The organism is Paraburkholderia diazotrophica, assembly GCF_038900755.1.
Lineage (GTDB): Bacteria > Pseudomonadota > Gammaproteobacteria > Burkholderiales > Burkholderiaceae > Paraburkholderia > Paraburkholderia diazotrophica_A.
On sequence record NZ_JBBPEN010000005.1, the window covers coordinates 462,406 to 479,728 of the forward strand.

A 17,323-nucleotide genomic window follows, 5' to 3' on the forward strand; every position below is an offset into this window, starting at 1 on the left:
TGGAACGGGGCGGACTGCGCGCAACCGGGCATCAAGGCTGCTTGTGGGCCGTGGCCCACGCCTTGAGCGCCTGCATCGTGTTTTCGACGTGCTTGTCGGGCGACAGGCTCGTGTATTCGTAGATGACCTTGCCGTCGGGCGCGATCACGTATGACACGCGGTTCGCCATCGGCGCGTGCATCGGCAAGCCCGCGTCATAGGCGTTGATGACCTTCGAATCGGGATCGGCCGCAACCGGGAATTTGCTGCGGCATTCGCTGACCGAGAACTTCGTCAGCGTGTCGATGTTGTCGTGCGACACGCCGATCACGGTCGCGCCGTACTTCTTGTACTCGTCGACGGCCTCCGCGAATTCGTGCGCCTCGATCGTGCAGCCCTTCGTGAAGGCGGCGGGATAGAAGTACAGGACGACGGGCCCTTTCTTGAGCGCATCGGCGAGTTGATACTGATAGCTTTTGCCTCCCAGCGACGCCTGCGCCGTGAAATCCGGCGCGTCGTCGCCGGGCTTGAGCGTGGCGGAAGCCGTCAGCGCATACAGCGATAAACTCGCGCACAGCGTAGCGGCCAGCGCGAACGGCGCAATCTTCTGCTTCATGTCGAGTCCTCGAATCGTGAACGCACGATACCCGTGCGATGTCGCGCGACGCTCGCGCATCAGCCATGCGAGCCGCCGCAACCGTAACCTGCCCCTTCAATTGGACCACGTTTGGCGAATGCGCGTCGGCGCGCAGCATGAACGCAGTCGATCCGTCCACAAACTGCGCAGTCCGCTGACCACGCGCGCCATCATCCGCCAATGCATGAAACGAACGGGATGCGGACTTTAATCCACGAGATGCGCGCCGAACCACGCTGCCGCCGACAGGTTCAACTCGGCGAGCACCACGGGCGTCAGCGCCGCGAATTCGGCGAGCGATTGCGAGCTTGCGATCGCCGCAATCGCGGCTGCATCCTGCGCTTCGCCCGCCGCTTCGGCGATCCGCAGCAGCGCGCCCATCGGCCCCGCACGTTCGACGATCGCATCGCGAATGATGGGCGACAGGTCAAGCGGATCGAGCGTCTCGCCGGGCGTCGAATCGACGAGCACATGCACCAGCGAGAACGCGCCTGTCAGAAACGCGGCATCGGCGAAACCTTCGTCGTTCGGCCGTATCCAGCGCGCGGCCAGCTCCATGAAACGCGCGCGCGTGCCCGCCAGTTGCACGAGGGGATCGGAGCGCCACGGCAGGTCGCCGCCGCCCGCGTATAGCAACAGTTGCGCCCAGCGCGCGATCTGCCGCGTGCCCGTCGCGATGATCGCTTCGCGCAGCGACGAAATATTGCGTCCAAGCCCGAACGCACTCGAATTCACGAGGCGAAGCAGTTGCATCACCACATTCGGATTGCGCTTCAATTCGTCTTCTAGCTCGACGATGCCCGCCTCGCCCGCGAGCAGCGCAAGCAGCCGCATCAGCGACGCACGCGATGAACGGTCATGGCGCGTCGACAGCACCTGCGGCCGCGCAAAGAAATAACCCTGGAACAGATGGAAGCCCAACTCGCGGGCAAGCGCAAAGTCTTTGCGCGTTTCAACCTTCTCGGCGATCAGCGTCTTGCCGTGCATGCGCAGCGTCCGCGCGAGCGTGCGCAACTGCGCACGGTCCGTCTGCAGGAAGTCGACCTTGACGATGTCCGCGTGCGGCAACACGGTCAGCAGATTCGGCGACAGCTCGCACACGTCGTCGAGCGCGATGCGAAAGCCCGCGCTCCGCAACTCGGCGATGCGCGCAATGAGCCGCGCATCGAACGTGACCGTTTCGAGGATTTCGAGCACGAAGCGCTCGGGCTGCATCAGATGCACGATGTCGTCGAACAGCAGCTTGCTGCTGATGTTCACGTAGCCCCGATGCGCGCCGAGCACCGACGGCACACCGATGCCGCCTATCGTGCGCACGACGACCTGTGCAGTTGCTTGCGCATCGTCGGAGACTTCCGCGTAGTTGCGCGCGCTGCCGCGAAAGAGCAGTTCATACGCATGCAACGCGCCGTTGCGGTCGAGAATCGGCTGACGTCCCACGTAGACGAACTGAGCGGAAGACTGTGACGCGGACAGCGGCGACAGCGGCGCGTCGTGCTCGCCATGCGCTTGCGCAAACGTTTGGACGCGAGCGGCTTGATCGTTGTCGTGGGAAGGATCGGCCAATTTTTTCGACGGCTTCAATTCCATAGTCAGTTGAACGGGATGGCGCGCGCCCCGTTCGGGCAACGCACGTGCTTCGCCGACGCGGCACATTGGACGTCGCATCGGATTCGTTAACGGTGCGCGATCGCCGCGACTTTAGCGGAATTCACGGACGCATGCATGGGTCAACAGCCTCTACCACACGTTACGGCGCTTTTTATGTGCGAAAGCTAAAGATTCCGCCGCGAGGGTCGTTATCCCGTTCTGATGGATGGCCTTACGCCCGCACGGACCCGTCGTCCCGCTGGCATTGCGCGGCCGTCCCGCCTCACGACGAACCCGGGTAGTCACCGACATACATGGAAGCGACCAGGATCACCCCAGCCCGCCGGGGCTTGCTGCGCACGGCTATCGACCGATTCCGCGCGGTCCGTCAGCCCGCGCACGCGACGGTCGCGCAAGGTCTTGCGGCCGGCCTCGAGCAGGCCGCGGGCGCCGTCGACTTCCTCGCGCACGTGGCGCGCAACCTCACGTTCCTGTATGTGTCGGAAGCGAGCCTGCGCTTCATCGGCTACCACCGCGAATATCTGCAAACCGTCACGCTGCACGAACTCGTCGCGCCCGCCGACGTTGCGTCTCTCGATGCCGCATTGCGCCGCGCCGACGAAACGGGCGCCGTCGAAAAGGTCACGCTCGATCTGATCAAGTCGCTGACCTACCCTGTGCCCGTCGAACTGCGCATCGTGCGCAACTGCCACGACGGCATCGAAGGCTACGCGATCGCGGGCTTTGACGTATCGAGCTGGCGCACGGCGGAAGCGAACCTCAAGCATCGACTGCATCACGATCATCTGACGGGCCTCGCGACGTTGCCCGCGCTGATCGAGGACATGCGCAACGCACAGCGAAAGGCCGATGCGACGGGCAAGGCGGCCGCGCTGCTGCTGCTCGATATCGACGACTATCAGCGCGTGAACCGCGCGCTCGGCTACGACGCGGGCGATGAGATGCTGCGCGATACCGCGCGGCGCCTGACCAACATGGCGACACAAGGCGAAGTGATCGCGCGCATCTCCAGCGACGAGTTCGCGATCCTGCTGCCGCCCGTGCATCCGCGCGCCGATGCGGCAATCGCCGCCGAAGCGCTGGCGCGGCGTCTGTTGACGGCGATCCAGCAGCCGTACACATTCAACCGTCAGCCCGTGCATCTGTCGGCGAGCGTCGGCATCGCGCTGTATCCCGACGTGCAGCACATGCCCGACGCGCAGCACCTGTCCGACGCGCAGCACATGTCTGATACGCAGCGCACGCCCGATTCGTCCGACGCCTCGCCGCGCGACAGCCAGCTATTGCGCTGGGCCGATCATGCGCTGTTGCGCGCGAAGGCGGCGGGCGGCAACACGCTCGCCTTCTACGTGCCCGACGACAGCCCCGCCGACGCCGAGCGCCTCAAGCTCGAATCGGACCTGTACGACGGCGTGCGCAACGGCGAGTTCTCGCTGCACTTCCAGCCGATCACGAGCAGCCAGACGCGCGGCGTAGTCGGCGTCGAAGCGCTGATCCGCTGGCAGCATCCCGTGCACGGACTCGTGCCGCCGTCGATGTTCATTCCGCTCGCCGAATCGGTCGGCCTCATCAACTACCTCGGCAACTGGGTGTTGAAGGCCGCATGCATGCAGCTGATCCGCTGGGACGCGCAAGGCATCCGGCTGCAATACGTCGCGGTCAACGTGTCGCCGCAACAATTCCGCGATCCGCGCTTCAAGGAGAGCGTGCGCGAAGCGATCGCGCTGACGGGCATCGATCCGCGCCGGCTCGTGTTCGAGATCACCGAAAGCCTGCTGATGCACGACCCGCAGCACGCGACGACGTTGCTCGAAGAACTGACGGGCCTCGGCATCCGCTTCGCCGTCGACGACTTCGGCACCGGCTATTCGAGCCTTGCGTATCTGCAACGCTTTCCGCTGGCCAAACTGAAAATCGACCGGAGTTTTGTGGAGAACCTGCTAACCTCGCGCAACGATCAGGCCATCGTGAGCGCTGTCGTGGGCCTCGCGCAGACACTCGATCTCGAACTGGTCGCCGAAGGCGTCGAGACGGAAGAACAGCGCAATCTGCTCACCGAGATGGGCTGCGATCACATTCAGGGCTGGCTCGTCTGCAAGGCGCTGCCGTCCGAAGAACTCGCGCAGCGCTTCGAATCGCGCGCGCTACACGTGCATGGTGAAGCGTGACCGGGATGACGCGTGTTCGCCCTGTGCATCGGCCACGCATCGGCGTGGCGCTAACTGGAACTTGTATGGCTTTCGCGGGATTCTCATGCTAAAGGCTGCGCTGCTTGACCGGCTCTGGGCTCGCATGAACGAGCGCGGCGATTTTCCGATGCTGCAGCAGTCGCTCCGCACGACGATGGCCGCGATGAACAACGACGATCTCGACTTCAGCGCGCTCGTGCAAATCGTGCTCTCCGACTTCGCGCTGACGCAGAAAGTGCTGCGTCTCTCGAACTCGGCGATGTACATGGCGTTCGGCGGCAACATCACAACCGTCTCGCGCGCGCTGATGGTGCTCGGCATGGATGCCGTCGGTCATCTCGTCGTCGGCCTGAAGATCGTCGATCACTTTCATCACAGCGTGCCGCGGCGCATCGACGCGAAACTCGAACTGAACCGCACGATGCTCTCGGGCTGCGTCGCGCGCAAGATCACCGAGCGCGGCGATCTGCGCCAGGGCGAAGAGGCCGTCGTGTGCACGCTGATGCGCCAGGTCGGCAAGCTGCTGGTCGTGTTCTATCTCGATGCCGAGTGGGACCAGATTCGCCGTCAGGTCGATACGGGCATGGGCGAAAACGAAGCGTGCGAAAGCGTGCTCGGCGTGACGTTCCAGGAGATCGGACTCGAAGCGGCGACGCGCTGGCGCCTGCCGGACATGATCCGCGTCGGCATGACCGGGTTCGATCCGCAGCAGCACGACGAACCGCGCCAGGCGCAATGGCTGCGCGCGATCACGAACTATTCGACGGAAGTCGCGAACGTGCTCACGCAGGCGCATCTGCCCGAGTCGCAACGCGACGTGCGCATCGCCGAACTGGCGCAACGCTACAGCCGCACGCTCGGCACCGACCCCGAAGTGCTCGTCGACATGAGCCTGACGCTCGCCGAAGAAGAAACCCGCGACGGCGTGATGCGCGAGATCTTCGAATTGCGCGCGAACGCCGATGCGATCGCGCGCGAGTCGCTCGACCCCGAGTCGTGCATTCTCGCGGGCGTGAGCGAGCTACAGGCGCTGCCGGGCGACAGCGGACTCGCGCCCGCGCTCGCGATGGCATCGGAGACCGTGCTCGCCGGGCTGAACTTCGAGCGCACCGTCGTGTTCGTGCGTCAGGGCAACGGCATCTTCAAGGCAACGATGGGCTTCGGCGCGAAGATCGAAGGCGCGTTGCCCGCGCTCAGCTTCGCGACGGCGTTCGAGCCCGACGTGTTTCATCTCGCGATCGCGAACTCGGTCGGCATCTTCATCGAGAACGCACGCGATCCGAAGATGCACGCGCGCTTGCCGGGCTGGTATCGCCGCGCATTCGACGATGTGCATTCGTTCGTCTTGCTGCCCGTGATGCTGGAGAACAAATCGACGGTCGCCCTGCTCTACGGCGACTGGACGCGTCACGACATGCCGCGCCGCATCTCGCAGCGGGAAATGGCCGCGCTCAACGACCTCGCGCGAGAATTGGGACGGTTCTTCGCGCACGCGCCGGTGAGCGAAGTGGAAACGCTGTGAAGTAACTGGAAGATCGCGCTGACCGGCTCACGCCGAGGTCATGCGCGCGCCTTCTGCCATCGACATGCGCGGCTCATGCATTCGAGCCGCGCGCCTTGTTCAATCCTCGATCCGCTCGAGCCCTGCCGCTTCCGCGCTGCGATCGGCGATGCCCGCCCACGCGGCGGCGACCAGGCCCATTTGCGCGACGTCGCTCACCTGCAGGCCTTCGAGTCGCGCACAACCGTTTTCGATGTCGGACCATGCGCCGCGCTCGAGCGCTTCGATCACGGTCAGCAACGTGCCGAGCACGCCTTCGCGCTGGAGAATCGCGTCGCGGATCGGCTTCGACAGCGCGAGCACGTTCAGCGTATGTTCGAGCGAGCCGCCGAACACCGCATCGACAAACGAGAACACACCCGTGAGGAACGCCGCATCGGTTTCGTGACGGCCCGCCTCGGGCAGGCGCTCGATGGCCAGTTCCATGAAGCGTGCGCGCGTGGCGGCGAGTTGCAGCAACGGATCGTCTTCGAGCGCGACCTTGCGGCCGTCCGCGTACAACAGCAGTTGCGTCCAGCGCGCGATGCGGTTGGTGCCCGTCGCGTTGATCGCCTCGCGCAGCGTCGTGACCTTGCGCCCCATCGCGAGGCCGCTCGAGTTCGCGAGTCGCATCAGGTGCATCACGAGCACGGGGTTCAGCTTCAGTTCCGCTTCGAGTTGCGCGACCGTCGGCTCGCCGCCGAGCAGTTGCAGCAGGTTCAGCAGCGCATGACGCGGCGCGCTGACCTTGCGCGCGTCCGCGCCCGTTGGATGCGCGAAGTAATAGCCCTGGAAGCGGTCGAAGCCGAGATTGAAGGCCTGCTCGAACACGGCTTGCGACTCGACGCCGAGTGCGATCAGCAGCTTGCCCGCCGACTTCAGCACGCTAGCGAACTTCGGCAACATCGCCTGCGGGATGCGGTTCATGTCGATCTTCACGGCATCCGCGTACGGCAGAAGGCGCGCGAACGTTTCGTCGGCCTGCGCGACGTTGTCGAGCACGAAGCGATAGCGGCGGCCATGCAGCTCGACGATGCGCGCGATCAGTTGGTCGTCGGCTCCTGTTTCGGGCGGCAGCTCGAACATGAAACGCCCGGCGGGAATCTGGCGGAGCGCGTCGTCGAACAGCAGTTCGCGCGTGATCTGCAGGTAGCCCGGATGACCGGCGAGCGCAGCGCGCACATCGGCCTGCAAAACGGCGCGGATGACGGCTTGCGTCGCGCTGCGCTGTGCGTTCGACGAGGGCTCGTCGGCCGCTGCCGGCTCTTCGCTCGTTTGCGCGACGGGCGGCTGGTGCACCTTGAGTTCGAACGCGCACAACATGTTGTCGCGATTCAGAATAGGCTGACGGGCAAATGAAACGTTTGCCCGCTGGTCCTGCGCGATGCCGGGAACGCCTTCGAACTGGCGTTCTTCAGCGACTGCGTTGGTGGTCATTCCGGTCCCCTGTCGAGCAGACGAGGCGTGTCGATGGGCGTGGGCGCTTTAGCGCGCGCTCTCGTCCCGTGCCTGCTCTGGTCTCATGCAAGTAGTTGCGGCGAAGCGTGGCGCTTCGTACTCTCATCGTGTTCAGTGTTCTTCTTCAGGCTTCAAAGCGTTCGCTTCCTGAGCGCGGCGCATCGAGCCCCTTTCCCCGCTCGCTGATTTTAGCGCAGCCACAATGGCCCGGGAGCACGGCTGCGTGAAAAAGACCATGAAACAAGGGCAAAAAAACAAAACGGCCGCTCGAAGCGGCCTTAGTGGAACGACATCGGCGAGCTTATCCGCAGCCGATGACGCGCGTATTACTTGAGCACGACTTTCACGTCGAAGTATTTGGCGGCGAGGCGGTCGATCGTGCCGTCGGCCTTCAGTTCCTTCAGAGCCTGGTTGACGGCGTCCTTCAGCGCGGCGTCGCCCTTGCGGATGCCGAAGCCGACGCCCGAGCCGAGCAGCTTTTCGTCCGAAACGGCTGGCCCCGCGAATTCGAAGCCTGCGCCCTGCGGCTTCTTGAGGAAGCCCTTGGAGGCCGCTTCCGCGTCCTGGAACGATGCATCGAGACGGCCCGCGACTAGATCGGCGTACACCTGGTCTTGCGTCTGATACGGAATCACGTCGACGCCTGCGGGCGCCCACTTGGCCTTCGCGTAGGTTTCCTGGATCGTGCCTTGCAGCACGCCGACGTGCTTGCCCTTCAGCGATGCGGCCGTCGGCTGGAGGCCGCTGCCCTTCCTCGCGATCATCTGGTTGGGGATCACGTAGATGGGATCGGTGAAGTCGATGGCCGCACGGCGCTGGTCGGTGATCGACATATCCGAGTTGATCGCGTTGAACTTGCGGGCCTGGAGCGCGGGGATCAGGCCGTCGAACGAGTTCTCGACCCACACGCACTTCGTCTTGAGCCGGGCGCAGACGGCGTTGCCGATATCGATATCGAAGCCTTGCAGCTCACCCGCCGGCGACTTCGATTCGAACGGCGCATACGACGCCTCGACGCCGAAGCGAAGTTCCTTGATCTCGGCGGCCGTTGCGTTCACTGCCATCATCGCGCCCGCGAATGCGGCGAGCGCGGCCATCTTTTGCCAACTCATTTTCATCGATGTTTTCCTAAAGAAGTGCTGGTGTGCGGTAGCTGGGATGCGGTACGCCCCGCGTTGGGCGTGCGCGTGATCATTGCAACGTCAAAAATGCAGTTCAAACGCATGCGCGGGGGTTGGTGCGACGCACAAGGCGGTGGATTTTACAGGGTCCGCGGGTTCGCTCCGCGTGGCGGTGTTTGGGTTAGGGTTCTTGCTGCGCGCGAATTTTGTAAGTTCTTGTCGGAGAGGGGCAATGAATTTTGTTGTCCGCCGGCGGTTTTTTGTTTTTTCAGCTTGCCGCTGGCATTCGCGCATGCGTGGTTATTCCAGCGTGCCGCCGGCATCCGCAATTGCGTGGTTGTTTCAGCGTGCCGCCGGCATCCGCAATTGCGTGGTTGTTTCAGCGTGCCGCCGGCATCCGCAATTGCGTGGTTGTTTCAGCGTGCCGCCGGCATCCGCAATTGCGCCTCGCGGCGCAGGCGTTGCCCCTGTGCGGGGCGGCACCTACTCTTCTTTGCCGCGGCAAAGAAGAGTAGGCAGAAGAAAGCCGCTCACACCGCCAGTGCTTGACGATTACCCATGGGCTCTCAACGTCCCCGTCCTTCATGCGGCAGGGTGCTGGCTCATGCGCGTTGCCAGCGCATTTATCGAACGCGTCACCCTTCATGCACCCGTGTTGCGGCCCGCGACATCAAATATCCCCGGCCCCTTTGCGGCAAACTGTGTGTAGGCATTCGCAGCGCACAGGAAACCTTCGCTACGCGATGCGGCTCAAGTGAGGACGGCGCCCTGCGCGACACAGCAACCGGATTCACTACCGACATGCGGCGCTGGAACATTCAGTGCCCTTTAGTCGTGCCACAGGTGCGTGAAGTGGGTGAGGCGTTCAACTAGCGTGTTGGCAACGAACATCAGCGAGCACATTGCGGTGCGAAACACGGGGACGTTGAGAGCCCGTGGGTAGTCGTCAGTTCGGGCGGTGTTAGCCCGCTTTCTTTTGCCTACTTTTCTTTGCGGCGGCAAAGAAAAGTAGGTGCCGCCCCGCACAGGGGCAACGCCTGCGCCGCGAGGCGCAATTGCGGATGCCGGCGGCATGCTGAAACAACTACGCAATTGCGGATGCCAGCGGCACGCTGAAACAACCACGCAATCGCGGATGCCGGCGGCACGCTGAAACAACCACGCAATTGCGGATGCCGGCGGCACGCTGAAACAACCACGCAATTGCGGATGCCAGCGGCACGCTGAAACAACCACGCAATTGCGGATGCCAGCGGCACGCTGAAACAACCACGCAATTGCGGATGCCAGCGCAAAAGCAAAAAAACCAACAGCGTCGCAGACAAAAAACTACACTAGTACCGAATGCGTCTCATCAGTCGTTTCGACAACCAGAAGCCCCGCTCTCAATCCAGGCTTCACGGTCGCATTAGGAAACACAATCCGCTCTTCGTCGTGACGCACGACATACCGATAATCCCCATCTCGCGCAAGCACCGTATCGCGCCCGAACGCCGTGAAGTTGGCCACGTCCTTTGCGAATAGCAATTCAAATGCATCGCTCTTCTTCGTGATCTGATCGATCACGGTAAACACGCGCGGCAAAGCAAGCGATGCATTCCCCGCTTCACCAGCGATGAGCTGCCGCACGGCATGATCCGCGCCAACAAACCGCGACAAGTCGTTTTGCCCAAAAGGCCTGACCTTCCCGAGCTCCAACGTGCAGGCATCCGCGCCGCAAAACTCGGCCGTGAAATGCGAGTATGTGTTGCCCTTCGTCGTATGCAGCAGCACAGCCGCGATACGCGCGTCGCGCAGCCACTCGAACATCGAACGTGACAACGGCGCGCCCGTATGCGGCAGCAACGCAAACTGCTCGAACACGGAAGCGCGAATCGCCGTGTGCATGTCGATGTGCCAGCGCGCACCCGGCGCATCCGAGGCATCGGCGAAAAAACGCGTCGCAATGCGCTCCAACGCGGCAGCACGCGGCGCCTCGTGACTTTCAGGCAACTGCGCATGACGCCCGCTGAAGAGCCGGTTCAGATCGTCGTCGATATAGCGGCACGACTCGCGCATCGCCTGCACGTTTCCCAGAATGACGAGCACCCGGCATTCGAGCGCAACGCGTCCATGCGCAATGTCGCGAACCAGAAACGACAGCAACTCGATGGGCGCGGTCTCGTCGCCATGAATGCCCGCCGACGCAAGCACGCTGCGCACGTCACCGCCCGATGACGCAGCGGGCTCGAACTGCAGCACGCCGTCATCGATCCACGACCATTGCGCGCCGTTCGCGCACACGCCGGCGCGCGCATCGTCGCCAGGCTGCGCGCCCGCGAGCGTGAACGCGACGAAATCGTCGAGCATCGCCGGCACGGAAGTATCAGCGCTGGAAGTCATATAGCGATCCCAGACCCAGAATCTGTGTCAGTTCGTCGAGCGCCGTGCGCGACTCCAGGAGCAACTGCGGATCGGCCAGATCCAGCGGCGCGAGACGATCGCGATAGTGCTTCTCGATCCACGCATCGAGCCGAGTGAAGAGGCTGTCGTCGATCCACACGCCCGGCGCCACCGCGCCGCGCTCGGCATCGTTGAGCACCACTCGCAGGCGCAGGCACGCGGGACCGCCGCCGTTCTTCATGCTCTCGCGCAGATCGAAAGCAAGCACGTCGTCGATCGGCGCCTTGCCCGATGCGAGTTCGTCCAGATACGCCGCAACGCGCGGATTCTCGCGGCACTCCTGCGGCACGACCAGCACCTGGCGGCCGTCGCCGCGCAACAGCAGCTGGCTGTTGAACAGATACGACGTCACGGCATCCGCGACGCTCACCTGCGCGTCCGGCACTTCGATCACATTGAATTCGCCGTTGAGCGTGGAAAGCTTCGCGCGCAGTTCGTCGTACACAGCCTTTTGATCGACGAACGCCAGCTGATGGCAGAACAGCGTGCGCGCATTGCCCACCGCGATCACGTCGTTGTGGAACACGCCCGCGTCGATCACATCGGGCGTCTGTTGCGCGTACACGGTTGCATCGTCGGAAAGGCCATGACGATGCGCAACCGCACGGCTCGCCTCGAATGTCTGACGCGCGGGGTAACGTTTCGGCTCCGGTCCGCGGCGATATTCGCTGCGTCCGTAGACGAAGAATTCGACGCCCTTCGCGCCGTACTGCGCGCAAAAACGCGTGTGATTCGCCGCGCCTTCGTCGCCGAGCGCAGGCGTGCCCGGCAGCGCTTCATGCACGACGAAACGCGACGGGTCCGCGAAAATCGCGCGCAGCGTGCGGCGCGTCGATTCGTGTTCGATTGCGCGATGCAGCTTGCTCGTCAGGTTCGCGGGCGTGAAGTGCACGCGGCCATCGTGCGTGTCCGCGGATGGGCTGACGGTCGCCGCGTTCGCCGTCCACATCGCCGATGCGGAACTCGCCGCCGCGAGCAACTCTGGCGCGTTCTTCGCGACGCGCGCGATCACACTCGCCTCATCGCCCGAAAAACCCAGCTCGCGCAACAGGCGCATCGACGGACGTTCTTGCGGCGGCAGCACGCCCTGATTGAAACCGAGGTCCGCGAGCTGCTTCATCTTGCGCAGCCCCTGCTTTGCAGCGGCCTTCGGGTTCGCAACGGACTTCTCGTTGGTCTGCGACGCGACGTTGCCGAACGACAGCCCTGCGTAGTTGTGAGTCGGCCCGACGAGTCCGTCGAAATTCGCTTCAGTGGCTTGCATCGTCGATCCTTAAAAATGAAGACCCGGCGACACGCTCGCGGGCATTTGCAGTTGCGCGCTTTCGACGGAGGCCATCGGGTACGCGCAGTAATCGGCCGCATAGTACGCGCTCGGCCGGTTATTGCCTGAGCGCCCCGTGCCGCCAAACGGCGCCGCCGACGATGCGCCATTGGTCGGCCGGTTCCAGTTCACAATGCCGGCGCGGATCGCGCGCTGAAAGTGCGTCCACAGCGCTTCGTCATCGGCGAGCAGTCCGGCCGACAGACCGAACTCGGTATCGTTCGCGCCCGTGATCGCTTCGTCGAACGAACCGTAGCGAATGATCTGCGCGAGCGGGCCGAAGTGCTCCTCGTCAGGCAGGCTCTGCACGTTCGTCACGTCGAGAATCGCGGGCGTCACGAAGCCGAGCTTCGGATCGCGTTGCTCCATCTTCAGCAGCGGCTTCGCGCCGTCGGCGATCAGGCGCCCCTGCGCTTCGACCAGACGCGCCGCCGCGCGCGCCGAAATCACGGCGCCCATGTACGGCTGCGGATCGGCGTTGTATTCGCCGACCGCGATGCGCGACGTCACGTCGACGAGACGCTCGACGAAGCGCTCGCCGAACGCATCGTTCGGCACGAAGATGCGCCGCGCGCACGTGCAACGCTGCCCGGCCGACAGGAACGCCGATTGGATCGTGTGATGCACAGCCGCGTCGATATCCGCGACTGGCGCGACGACGAGGGGATTGTTGCCGCCCATCTCCAGCGCGAGCACGATTTCGGGCCGGCCGCCGAACTGCTTGTGCAGCAGCGTGCCCGTATCCGAGCTGCCCGTGAAGAACAGGCCGTCGATCTGCCGATGATTCGCAAGCGCGATGCCCGTGTCCCTCTCGCCTTGCACGAGATTCAGCACGCCAGCGGGCAGACCCGCGTCACGCCACACTTCGACGGTGACGCGCGCGACGCCCGGCGCAAGTTCCGAGGGCTTGAACACGACGGCGTTGCCCGCGATCAGCGCAGGCACGATGTGCCCGTTCGGCAGATGCCCCGGAAAGTTATACGGACCGAACACGGCCACGACGCCATGCGGGCGATGACGCAGCACGGCCGTGCCGTCCGCCATCGCGGCGCGCCGTTCGCCCGTGCGCTCGTTGTACGACTGGATCGAAATCTCGACCTTCGCCGCCATCGACGCGGCTTCCGTGCGCGCTTCCCACAACGGCTTGCCCGTTTCCCGGCCGATCGCGTCGGCGATCGCTTCCTTGCGTTCGTTGATCAATGCAGCGAAGCGGCGCACGATGGCGATGCGCTCGTCGAGGCTCACGGCCGACCACATCGCGAACGCACGGCGCGCGCTCATCACGGCGCGATCGACATCTTCGGCCGATGCGCTATTGCCTTCCCACACCGTCGCGCCCGTGCCCGGGTTGCGCGATGCGAATGCGTGTCCTGTGCCGGCGATCCATTCGCCGTCGATGAAAAGCTCGCTCATGTCAGTCCTTGTTTCTCTCTCACTTACTTACGCTCATTTGCGTTTCAGCGGCAGCACGCGCACAGGCTCGCCTGGCTTCACGTTCAATGCCGCCGCCTCGTCCGCCGACAGACGGAACACGCCGTCCTCGACGACGCCCGCCGCCACGCCTGTGCGGAAATCCGCAAGCGACGTGTTCGATACGAGCGAGCGCGGGCCATCTTCCTGCGCTTGACTCGTGGCGATCTCGACGGGCACGACGACGCTCTCGCGCACCGTGCGTAGGTCCGCGACGTGGCACTCGAGCACGGGGCCCGCATCGAAGATGTCGACGTGATTCTCGTAACGCAGCCCTTCCGCTTCGAGCATCTTGCGCGCGGGCAACGTATCGCTATGCGTGAGGCCGATCGCCTGCTGCGCGTCTTCGGGCAGCAATTCGACATACACGGGGAAGCGCGGCATCAGTTCCGCGAGGAACGACTTGCGGCCATGCGAGCTGAGATAGTCCGCGGCGTTGAAGTCGATCTGATAGAAGTGCGAGCCGACCGCGCGCCAGAACGGCGACGTGCCGTCCGCGTCGAAATGGCCGCGCAGCTCAGCGCATATGCGCTGCGGGAAGCGGTCGCGAAACTGCGCGATGAACATGAAGCGCGAGCGCGACAGCAAGCCGCCCACGCCGTGCGCGCGATAACGCGGACTCAGAAACAGCGAGCACACTTCCGCGTAACCCGTCAGGTCGTGCGAGATGTTGAGCGCCCGCATGCGCGTCCAGATGCCGAGGTCCTGCGACGCATGCACGACCGTGCTCACGCGATAGTTGTAGAACGGCTGCTCGAGTCCCACGGCCGTTTCGATGCCGCAGACACCTGCAATGTCCTTCGTCTGCGAGTCTTCCATCACGAAGAAGTAGCCCTTCTCGTGCGACGCGGCCTTGTCCTCTATCGTGCGCCGCGCGCGAGCGATGCGCGCGGCGAGCGCGTCGCGGTCCGGCTTGAAGGTCGTGAGACCGGGCCCCGTCTCCTGAGCGAGCGCGACAAGCGCGTCCACATCGCCCGTCTGCACGACGCGAACGACGATCATTGTGCTTCTCCCGTAGTGTGTTTCTGTTCCTGCTGATGCAGTGGCACGCAGCGCACGGCCTCGCCGTCCCGCACGCCGAGCGCGTGACGCGCGGCCGCCGGCAGCGGCGCGCCTTCGTCCTTCTGCGCAGGCAGATCGGCGAGCACGCAGCGGAATTCGCCGGGCTTGTTGCTCGCGATCAGATACGTCGCGCCCTGTTGCGCCGATGTCTCGCGCACCGTGCGCGTCTCGTTGCGCGCCACGCATGTGCTGCGATCGACCTGGGCGGTGAGCACCGGGCCCGCATCGAAGATATCGACGTAGCGGTCCGTCTCGAAGCCCTCTTCCATGTGGATGTCGTACGCGAGCAGCGCCTTTTCGTCGGGCTCGCCGAGCACGCGCTGCGCGGCTTCGGGCAACAGCGGCACATAGATCGGATAGCTCGGCATCACTTCCGCTATGAACGTGCTGCTGCGTCCGCCCGACTGCACTTCGATGTCCGCGAAATTGCGGCCGAAGAACTTGCGGCCGACGGCCTCCCAGAACGGCGACACGCCCGCGTCGTCCGTCACGCCGAGCAGCAGCGAGAAGACTTCGGGCGTGAAGCGCTTGCGGTTCGCGGCGATGTACATCATGCGCGCGCGGGACATCAGATGAGCGGCGGCATCGCCGCGCATCGCGGGGTCGATATAGAAGCCGGCGAGACGGCTCTTGCCGGTTAGTTCATGCGACATCGTCAGCGCGTGAATCTTGCGGTTCACGTGCAGTTCGCGCGACGCGTGAATGAGGGCATCGTTGCGGAACACGTAGAACGGTTCCGAGTAGCCGGCTGCCGCGACGATGCTCGCCGTGCCGTGCAGCTTGCCCGTCTCGCTGTCCTCCAGCACGAAGAGATAGAACTCCTCGCCCGGAAAATCGACTTCCGCGCGAAACGAGTCTTCCGACAACGCGACGCGCGCCTCCAGCGCGCGCCGGTCGTGCGGCAGCGAGTGCAGCACGGGCTGCGCATTGCGCGCCATCTGTTGCAAGGCGTCGAGATCGGCCAGGCGGCTTGGGCGGACGAAGAGCATCGTGGTCTCGTGTAATGAAGCTTTAATGTGGCTCGTTGCCCGGCGGATTACCTGGCCAGCGCCGTGGCGCCGACGAGTTCCTCGATCGCCTTTTCGAAGCGCGCGAGACCTTCGTTCATGTCGTCGAGCGGAATGATCAGCGATGGCGCGAAACGCAGCACATCGGGACCGGCCATCAGCATGATCACGCCGTGCTTGCCCGCTGCCGTCACGAAGTCTTTCGCGCGGCCCTTGTAAGCGTCCGTCAGTTCGGCACCGATCAGCAGGCCCTTGCCGCGCACTTCGCTGAAAATGCCGAAGCGTTCGTTGATCTTCGCGAGCGTCGCCTTCAGTGCTTCGCTGCGCGCGCGCACGCCCTCAAGCAGCTTCGGATCGCTGACGAGATCGACTACCTTCAGCGCGATCGCCGTCGCGAGCGGATTGCCGCCATACGTCGTGCCGTGCACGCCGACCTTGAAGTGAGCGGCGAGTTCTTTCGTGGTCAGCATCGCGCCGATCGGAAAGCCGTTGCCGAGCGCCTTGGCCGTTGTCAGCACGTCGGGCGTCACGCCCGTGTCCTCGTATGCGTAGAAGAAGCCCGTGCGGCCCACGCCCGTCTGCACTTCGTCGAAAATCAGCAGCGCATCGTGCTGGTCGCACGCTTCGCGCAGCGCCTTCAGGAACGCGGGATCGGCGGGAATCACGCCGCCTTCGCCCTGCACCGGCTCGACGATCACGGCACACGTCTTCGGGCCGATGGCCGCGCGCGCCGCGTCGATGTCGTTGTAAGGCAGATGCCGGATGCCTCCCGGCACCGGGCCGAAGCCTTCCGAATACTTCGGCTGGCCGCCGACGCTCACCGTGAAGAACGTGCGGCCATGAAACGACTGCGTGAACGAGATGATTTCGTCCTTCTCCGCGCCGAAGCGGTCGAAGGCGACGCGGCGCGCGAGTTTCAGCGCGGCTTCGTTGGCTTCCGCACCCGAGTTCGCGAAGAACGCGCGGTCGGCGAAGGTCAGTTCTTCGAGACGCTTTGCCAGACGCAGCACGGGCTCGTTCGTGTAACCGTTACCGATGTGCCACAGCTTCGCGCCCTGATCGTGCAGAACCTTCAGCAGATCCGGGTGCGCGTGGCCCAGCGCCGTCACGGCGATGCCGCCCGCGAAGTCGATATAGTCCTTGCCTTGCGTGTCCCACACACGGGAACCGACGCCGCGATCCGGCACGAAAGACGCCGGCGCGAATACGGGGACCATGACTTCGTCGAAGGTCTGGCGGGTTACGTTCTGGTCGTTCATGGCGGGTCCTTGGGGCTCGTTCACAGTAATGGTTCCTAGTGTAGGTGACGTGGCGCGAGGCGTCTTGCGTGGAAGCGACGGGTTCTTTTTAATGTCTGGCGACACTGTCTTGATTTGCCGTCGTCGCGGGCATCCGCGTATGCGGTTTTTGTCTGCGACGGCTTTTCGCTTTTGGTTTTTATGGCTTGCCGCCGGCATCCGCGATGCGCCTACCGGCGCAGGCG

Annotated in this window: 14 protein-coding genes; 3 read left to right on the plus strand and 11 right to left on the minus strand. The window is 64.1% G+C overall.

What is annotated here, in order from left to right; genetic code table 11:
* Window positions 1-31: 31 nt before the first annotated feature.
* Both AABE10_RS18995 and AABE10_RS19000 read right to left on the minus strand, forming a co-directional pair.
* Complete coding sequence (locus AABE10_RS18995) at window positions 32-595, minus strand: redoxin domain-containing protein (RefSeq protein ID WP_342934791.1); 564 nt, start codon at window positions 593-595, stop codon at window positions 32-34.
* Between the two features lie 228 nt (window positions 596-823).
* Window positions 824-2,206: an EAL and HDOD domain-containing protein gene (locus tag AABE10_RS19000; RefSeq protein WP_342934907.1), complete on the minus strand. Its 1,383-nt coding sequence runs from the start codon at window positions 2,204-2,206 to the stop codon at window positions 824-826.
* A gap of 314 nt (window positions 2,207-2,520) precedes the next feature.
* Between AABE10_RS19000 and AABE10_RS19005 the strand changes: the two genes are divergently transcribed.
* Both AABE10_RS19005 and AABE10_RS19010 read left to right on the plus strand, forming a co-directional pair.
* The gene (locus AABE10_RS19005) at window positions 2,521-4,395 is read left to right on the plus strand and encodes a sensor domain-containing phosphodiesterase (protein ID WP_342934792.1); all 1,875 of its coding nucleotides are present in this window, start codon (window positions 2,521-2,523) and stop codon (window positions 4,393-4,395) included.
* Window positions 4,396-4,480: 85 nt separating this feature from the next.
* Entirely contained in the window at window positions 4,481-5,938 is a 1,458-nt protein-coding gene (locus AABE10_RS19010; protein ID WP_342934793.1) for an HDOD domain-containing protein, read from the plus strand.
* A 99-nt stretch (window positions 5,939-6,037) separates the two neighbouring features.
* Here AABE10_RS19010 and AABE10_RS19015 read toward each other — a convergent pair whose 3' ends face one another.
* Together AABE10_RS19015 and AABE10_RS19020 are read right to left on the minus strand one after the other, a co-directional pair.
* Window positions 6,038-7,393: an EAL and HDOD domain-containing protein gene (locus AABE10_RS19015; RefSeq protein WP_342934794.1), complete on the minus strand. Its 1,356-nt coding sequence runs from the start codon at window positions 7,391-7,393 to the stop codon at window positions 6,038-6,040.
* Window positions 7,394-7,740: 347 nt separating this feature from the next.
* The gene (locus AABE10_RS19020; RefSeq protein ID WP_342934795.1) at window positions 7,741-8,532 is read right to left on the minus strand and encodes an ABC transporter substrate-binding protein; all 792 of its coding nucleotides are present in this window, start codon (window positions 8,530-8,532) and stop codon (window positions 7,741-7,743) included.
* Window positions 8,533-8,767: 235 nt separating this feature from the next.
* Here AABE10_RS19020 and AABE10_RS19025 point away from each other — a divergent pair, with 235 nt between their 5' ends.
* Window positions 8,768-9,244, plus strand: coding sequence for a hypothetical protein (locus AABE10_RS19025; protein WP_342934796.1), 477 nt, complete (start codon window positions 8,768-8,770; stop codon window positions 9,242-9,244).
* Between the two features lie 271 nt (window positions 9,245-9,515).
* Here the strand turns inward: AABE10_RS19025 and AABE10_RS19030 are convergent, their stop codons facing one another.
* The 7 genes from AABE10_RS19030 to AABE10_RS19060 are packed head-to-tail and all read right to left on the minus strand — an operon-like array spanning window position 9,516 to window position 17,099.
* Window positions 9,516-9,860: a hypothetical protein gene (locus tag AABE10_RS19030; RefSeq protein WP_342934797.1), complete on the minus strand. Its 345-nt coding sequence runs from the start codon at window positions 9,858-9,860 to the stop codon at window positions 9,516-9,518.
* A 4-nt stretch (window positions 9,861-9,864) separates the two neighbouring features.
* Complete coding sequence (gene astE / locus AABE10_RS19035) at window positions 9,865-10,917, minus strand: succinylglutamate desuccinylase (protein ID WP_342934798.1); 1,053 nt, start codon at window positions 10,915-10,917, stop codon at window positions 9,865-9,867.
* The gene (gene astB, locus AABE10_RS19040) at window positions 10,901-12,241 is read right to left on the minus strand and encodes an N-succinylarginine dihydrolase (RefSeq protein ID WP_342934799.1); all 1,341 of its coding nucleotides are present in this window, start codon (window positions 12,239-12,241) and stop codon (window positions 10,901-10,903) included. The genes astE and astB overlap by 17 nt, the downstream gene beginning before the upstream one ends.
* A 9-nt stretch (window positions 12,242-12,250) precedes the next feature.
* On the minus strand, window positions 12,251-13,714 hold the full coding sequence (astD, locus tag AABE10_RS19045; RefSeq protein ID WP_342934800.1) for a succinylglutamate-semialdehyde dehydrogenase: 1,464 nt from the start codon (window positions 13,712-13,714) through the stop codon (window positions 12,251-12,253).
* A 33-nt stretch (window positions 13,715-13,747) separates the two neighbouring features.
* Window positions 13,748-14,773 (minus strand): arginine N-succinyltransferase, encoded by a 1,026-nt coding sequence (gene astA / locus AABE10_RS19050; RefSeq protein ID WP_342934801.1) that lies wholly within the window; start codon window positions 14,771-14,773, stop codon window positions 13,748-13,750.
* Complete coding sequence (gene aruF / locus AABE10_RS19055; protein ID WP_342934802.1) at window positions 14,770-15,822, minus strand: arginine/ornithine succinyltransferase subunit alpha; 1,053 nt, start codon at window positions 15,820-15,822, stop codon at window positions 14,770-14,772. Before aruF ends, astA begins: the two co-directional genes overlap by 4 nt.
* Window positions 15,823-15,869: 47 nt before the next feature.
* Window positions 15,870-17,099, minus strand: a complete 1,230-nt coding sequence (locus tag AABE10_RS19060) for an aspartate aminotransferase family protein (protein WP_342934803.1) — start codon at window positions 17,097-17,099, stop codon at window positions 15,870-15,872.
* Window positions 17,100-17,323: the final 224 nt, after the last annotated feature.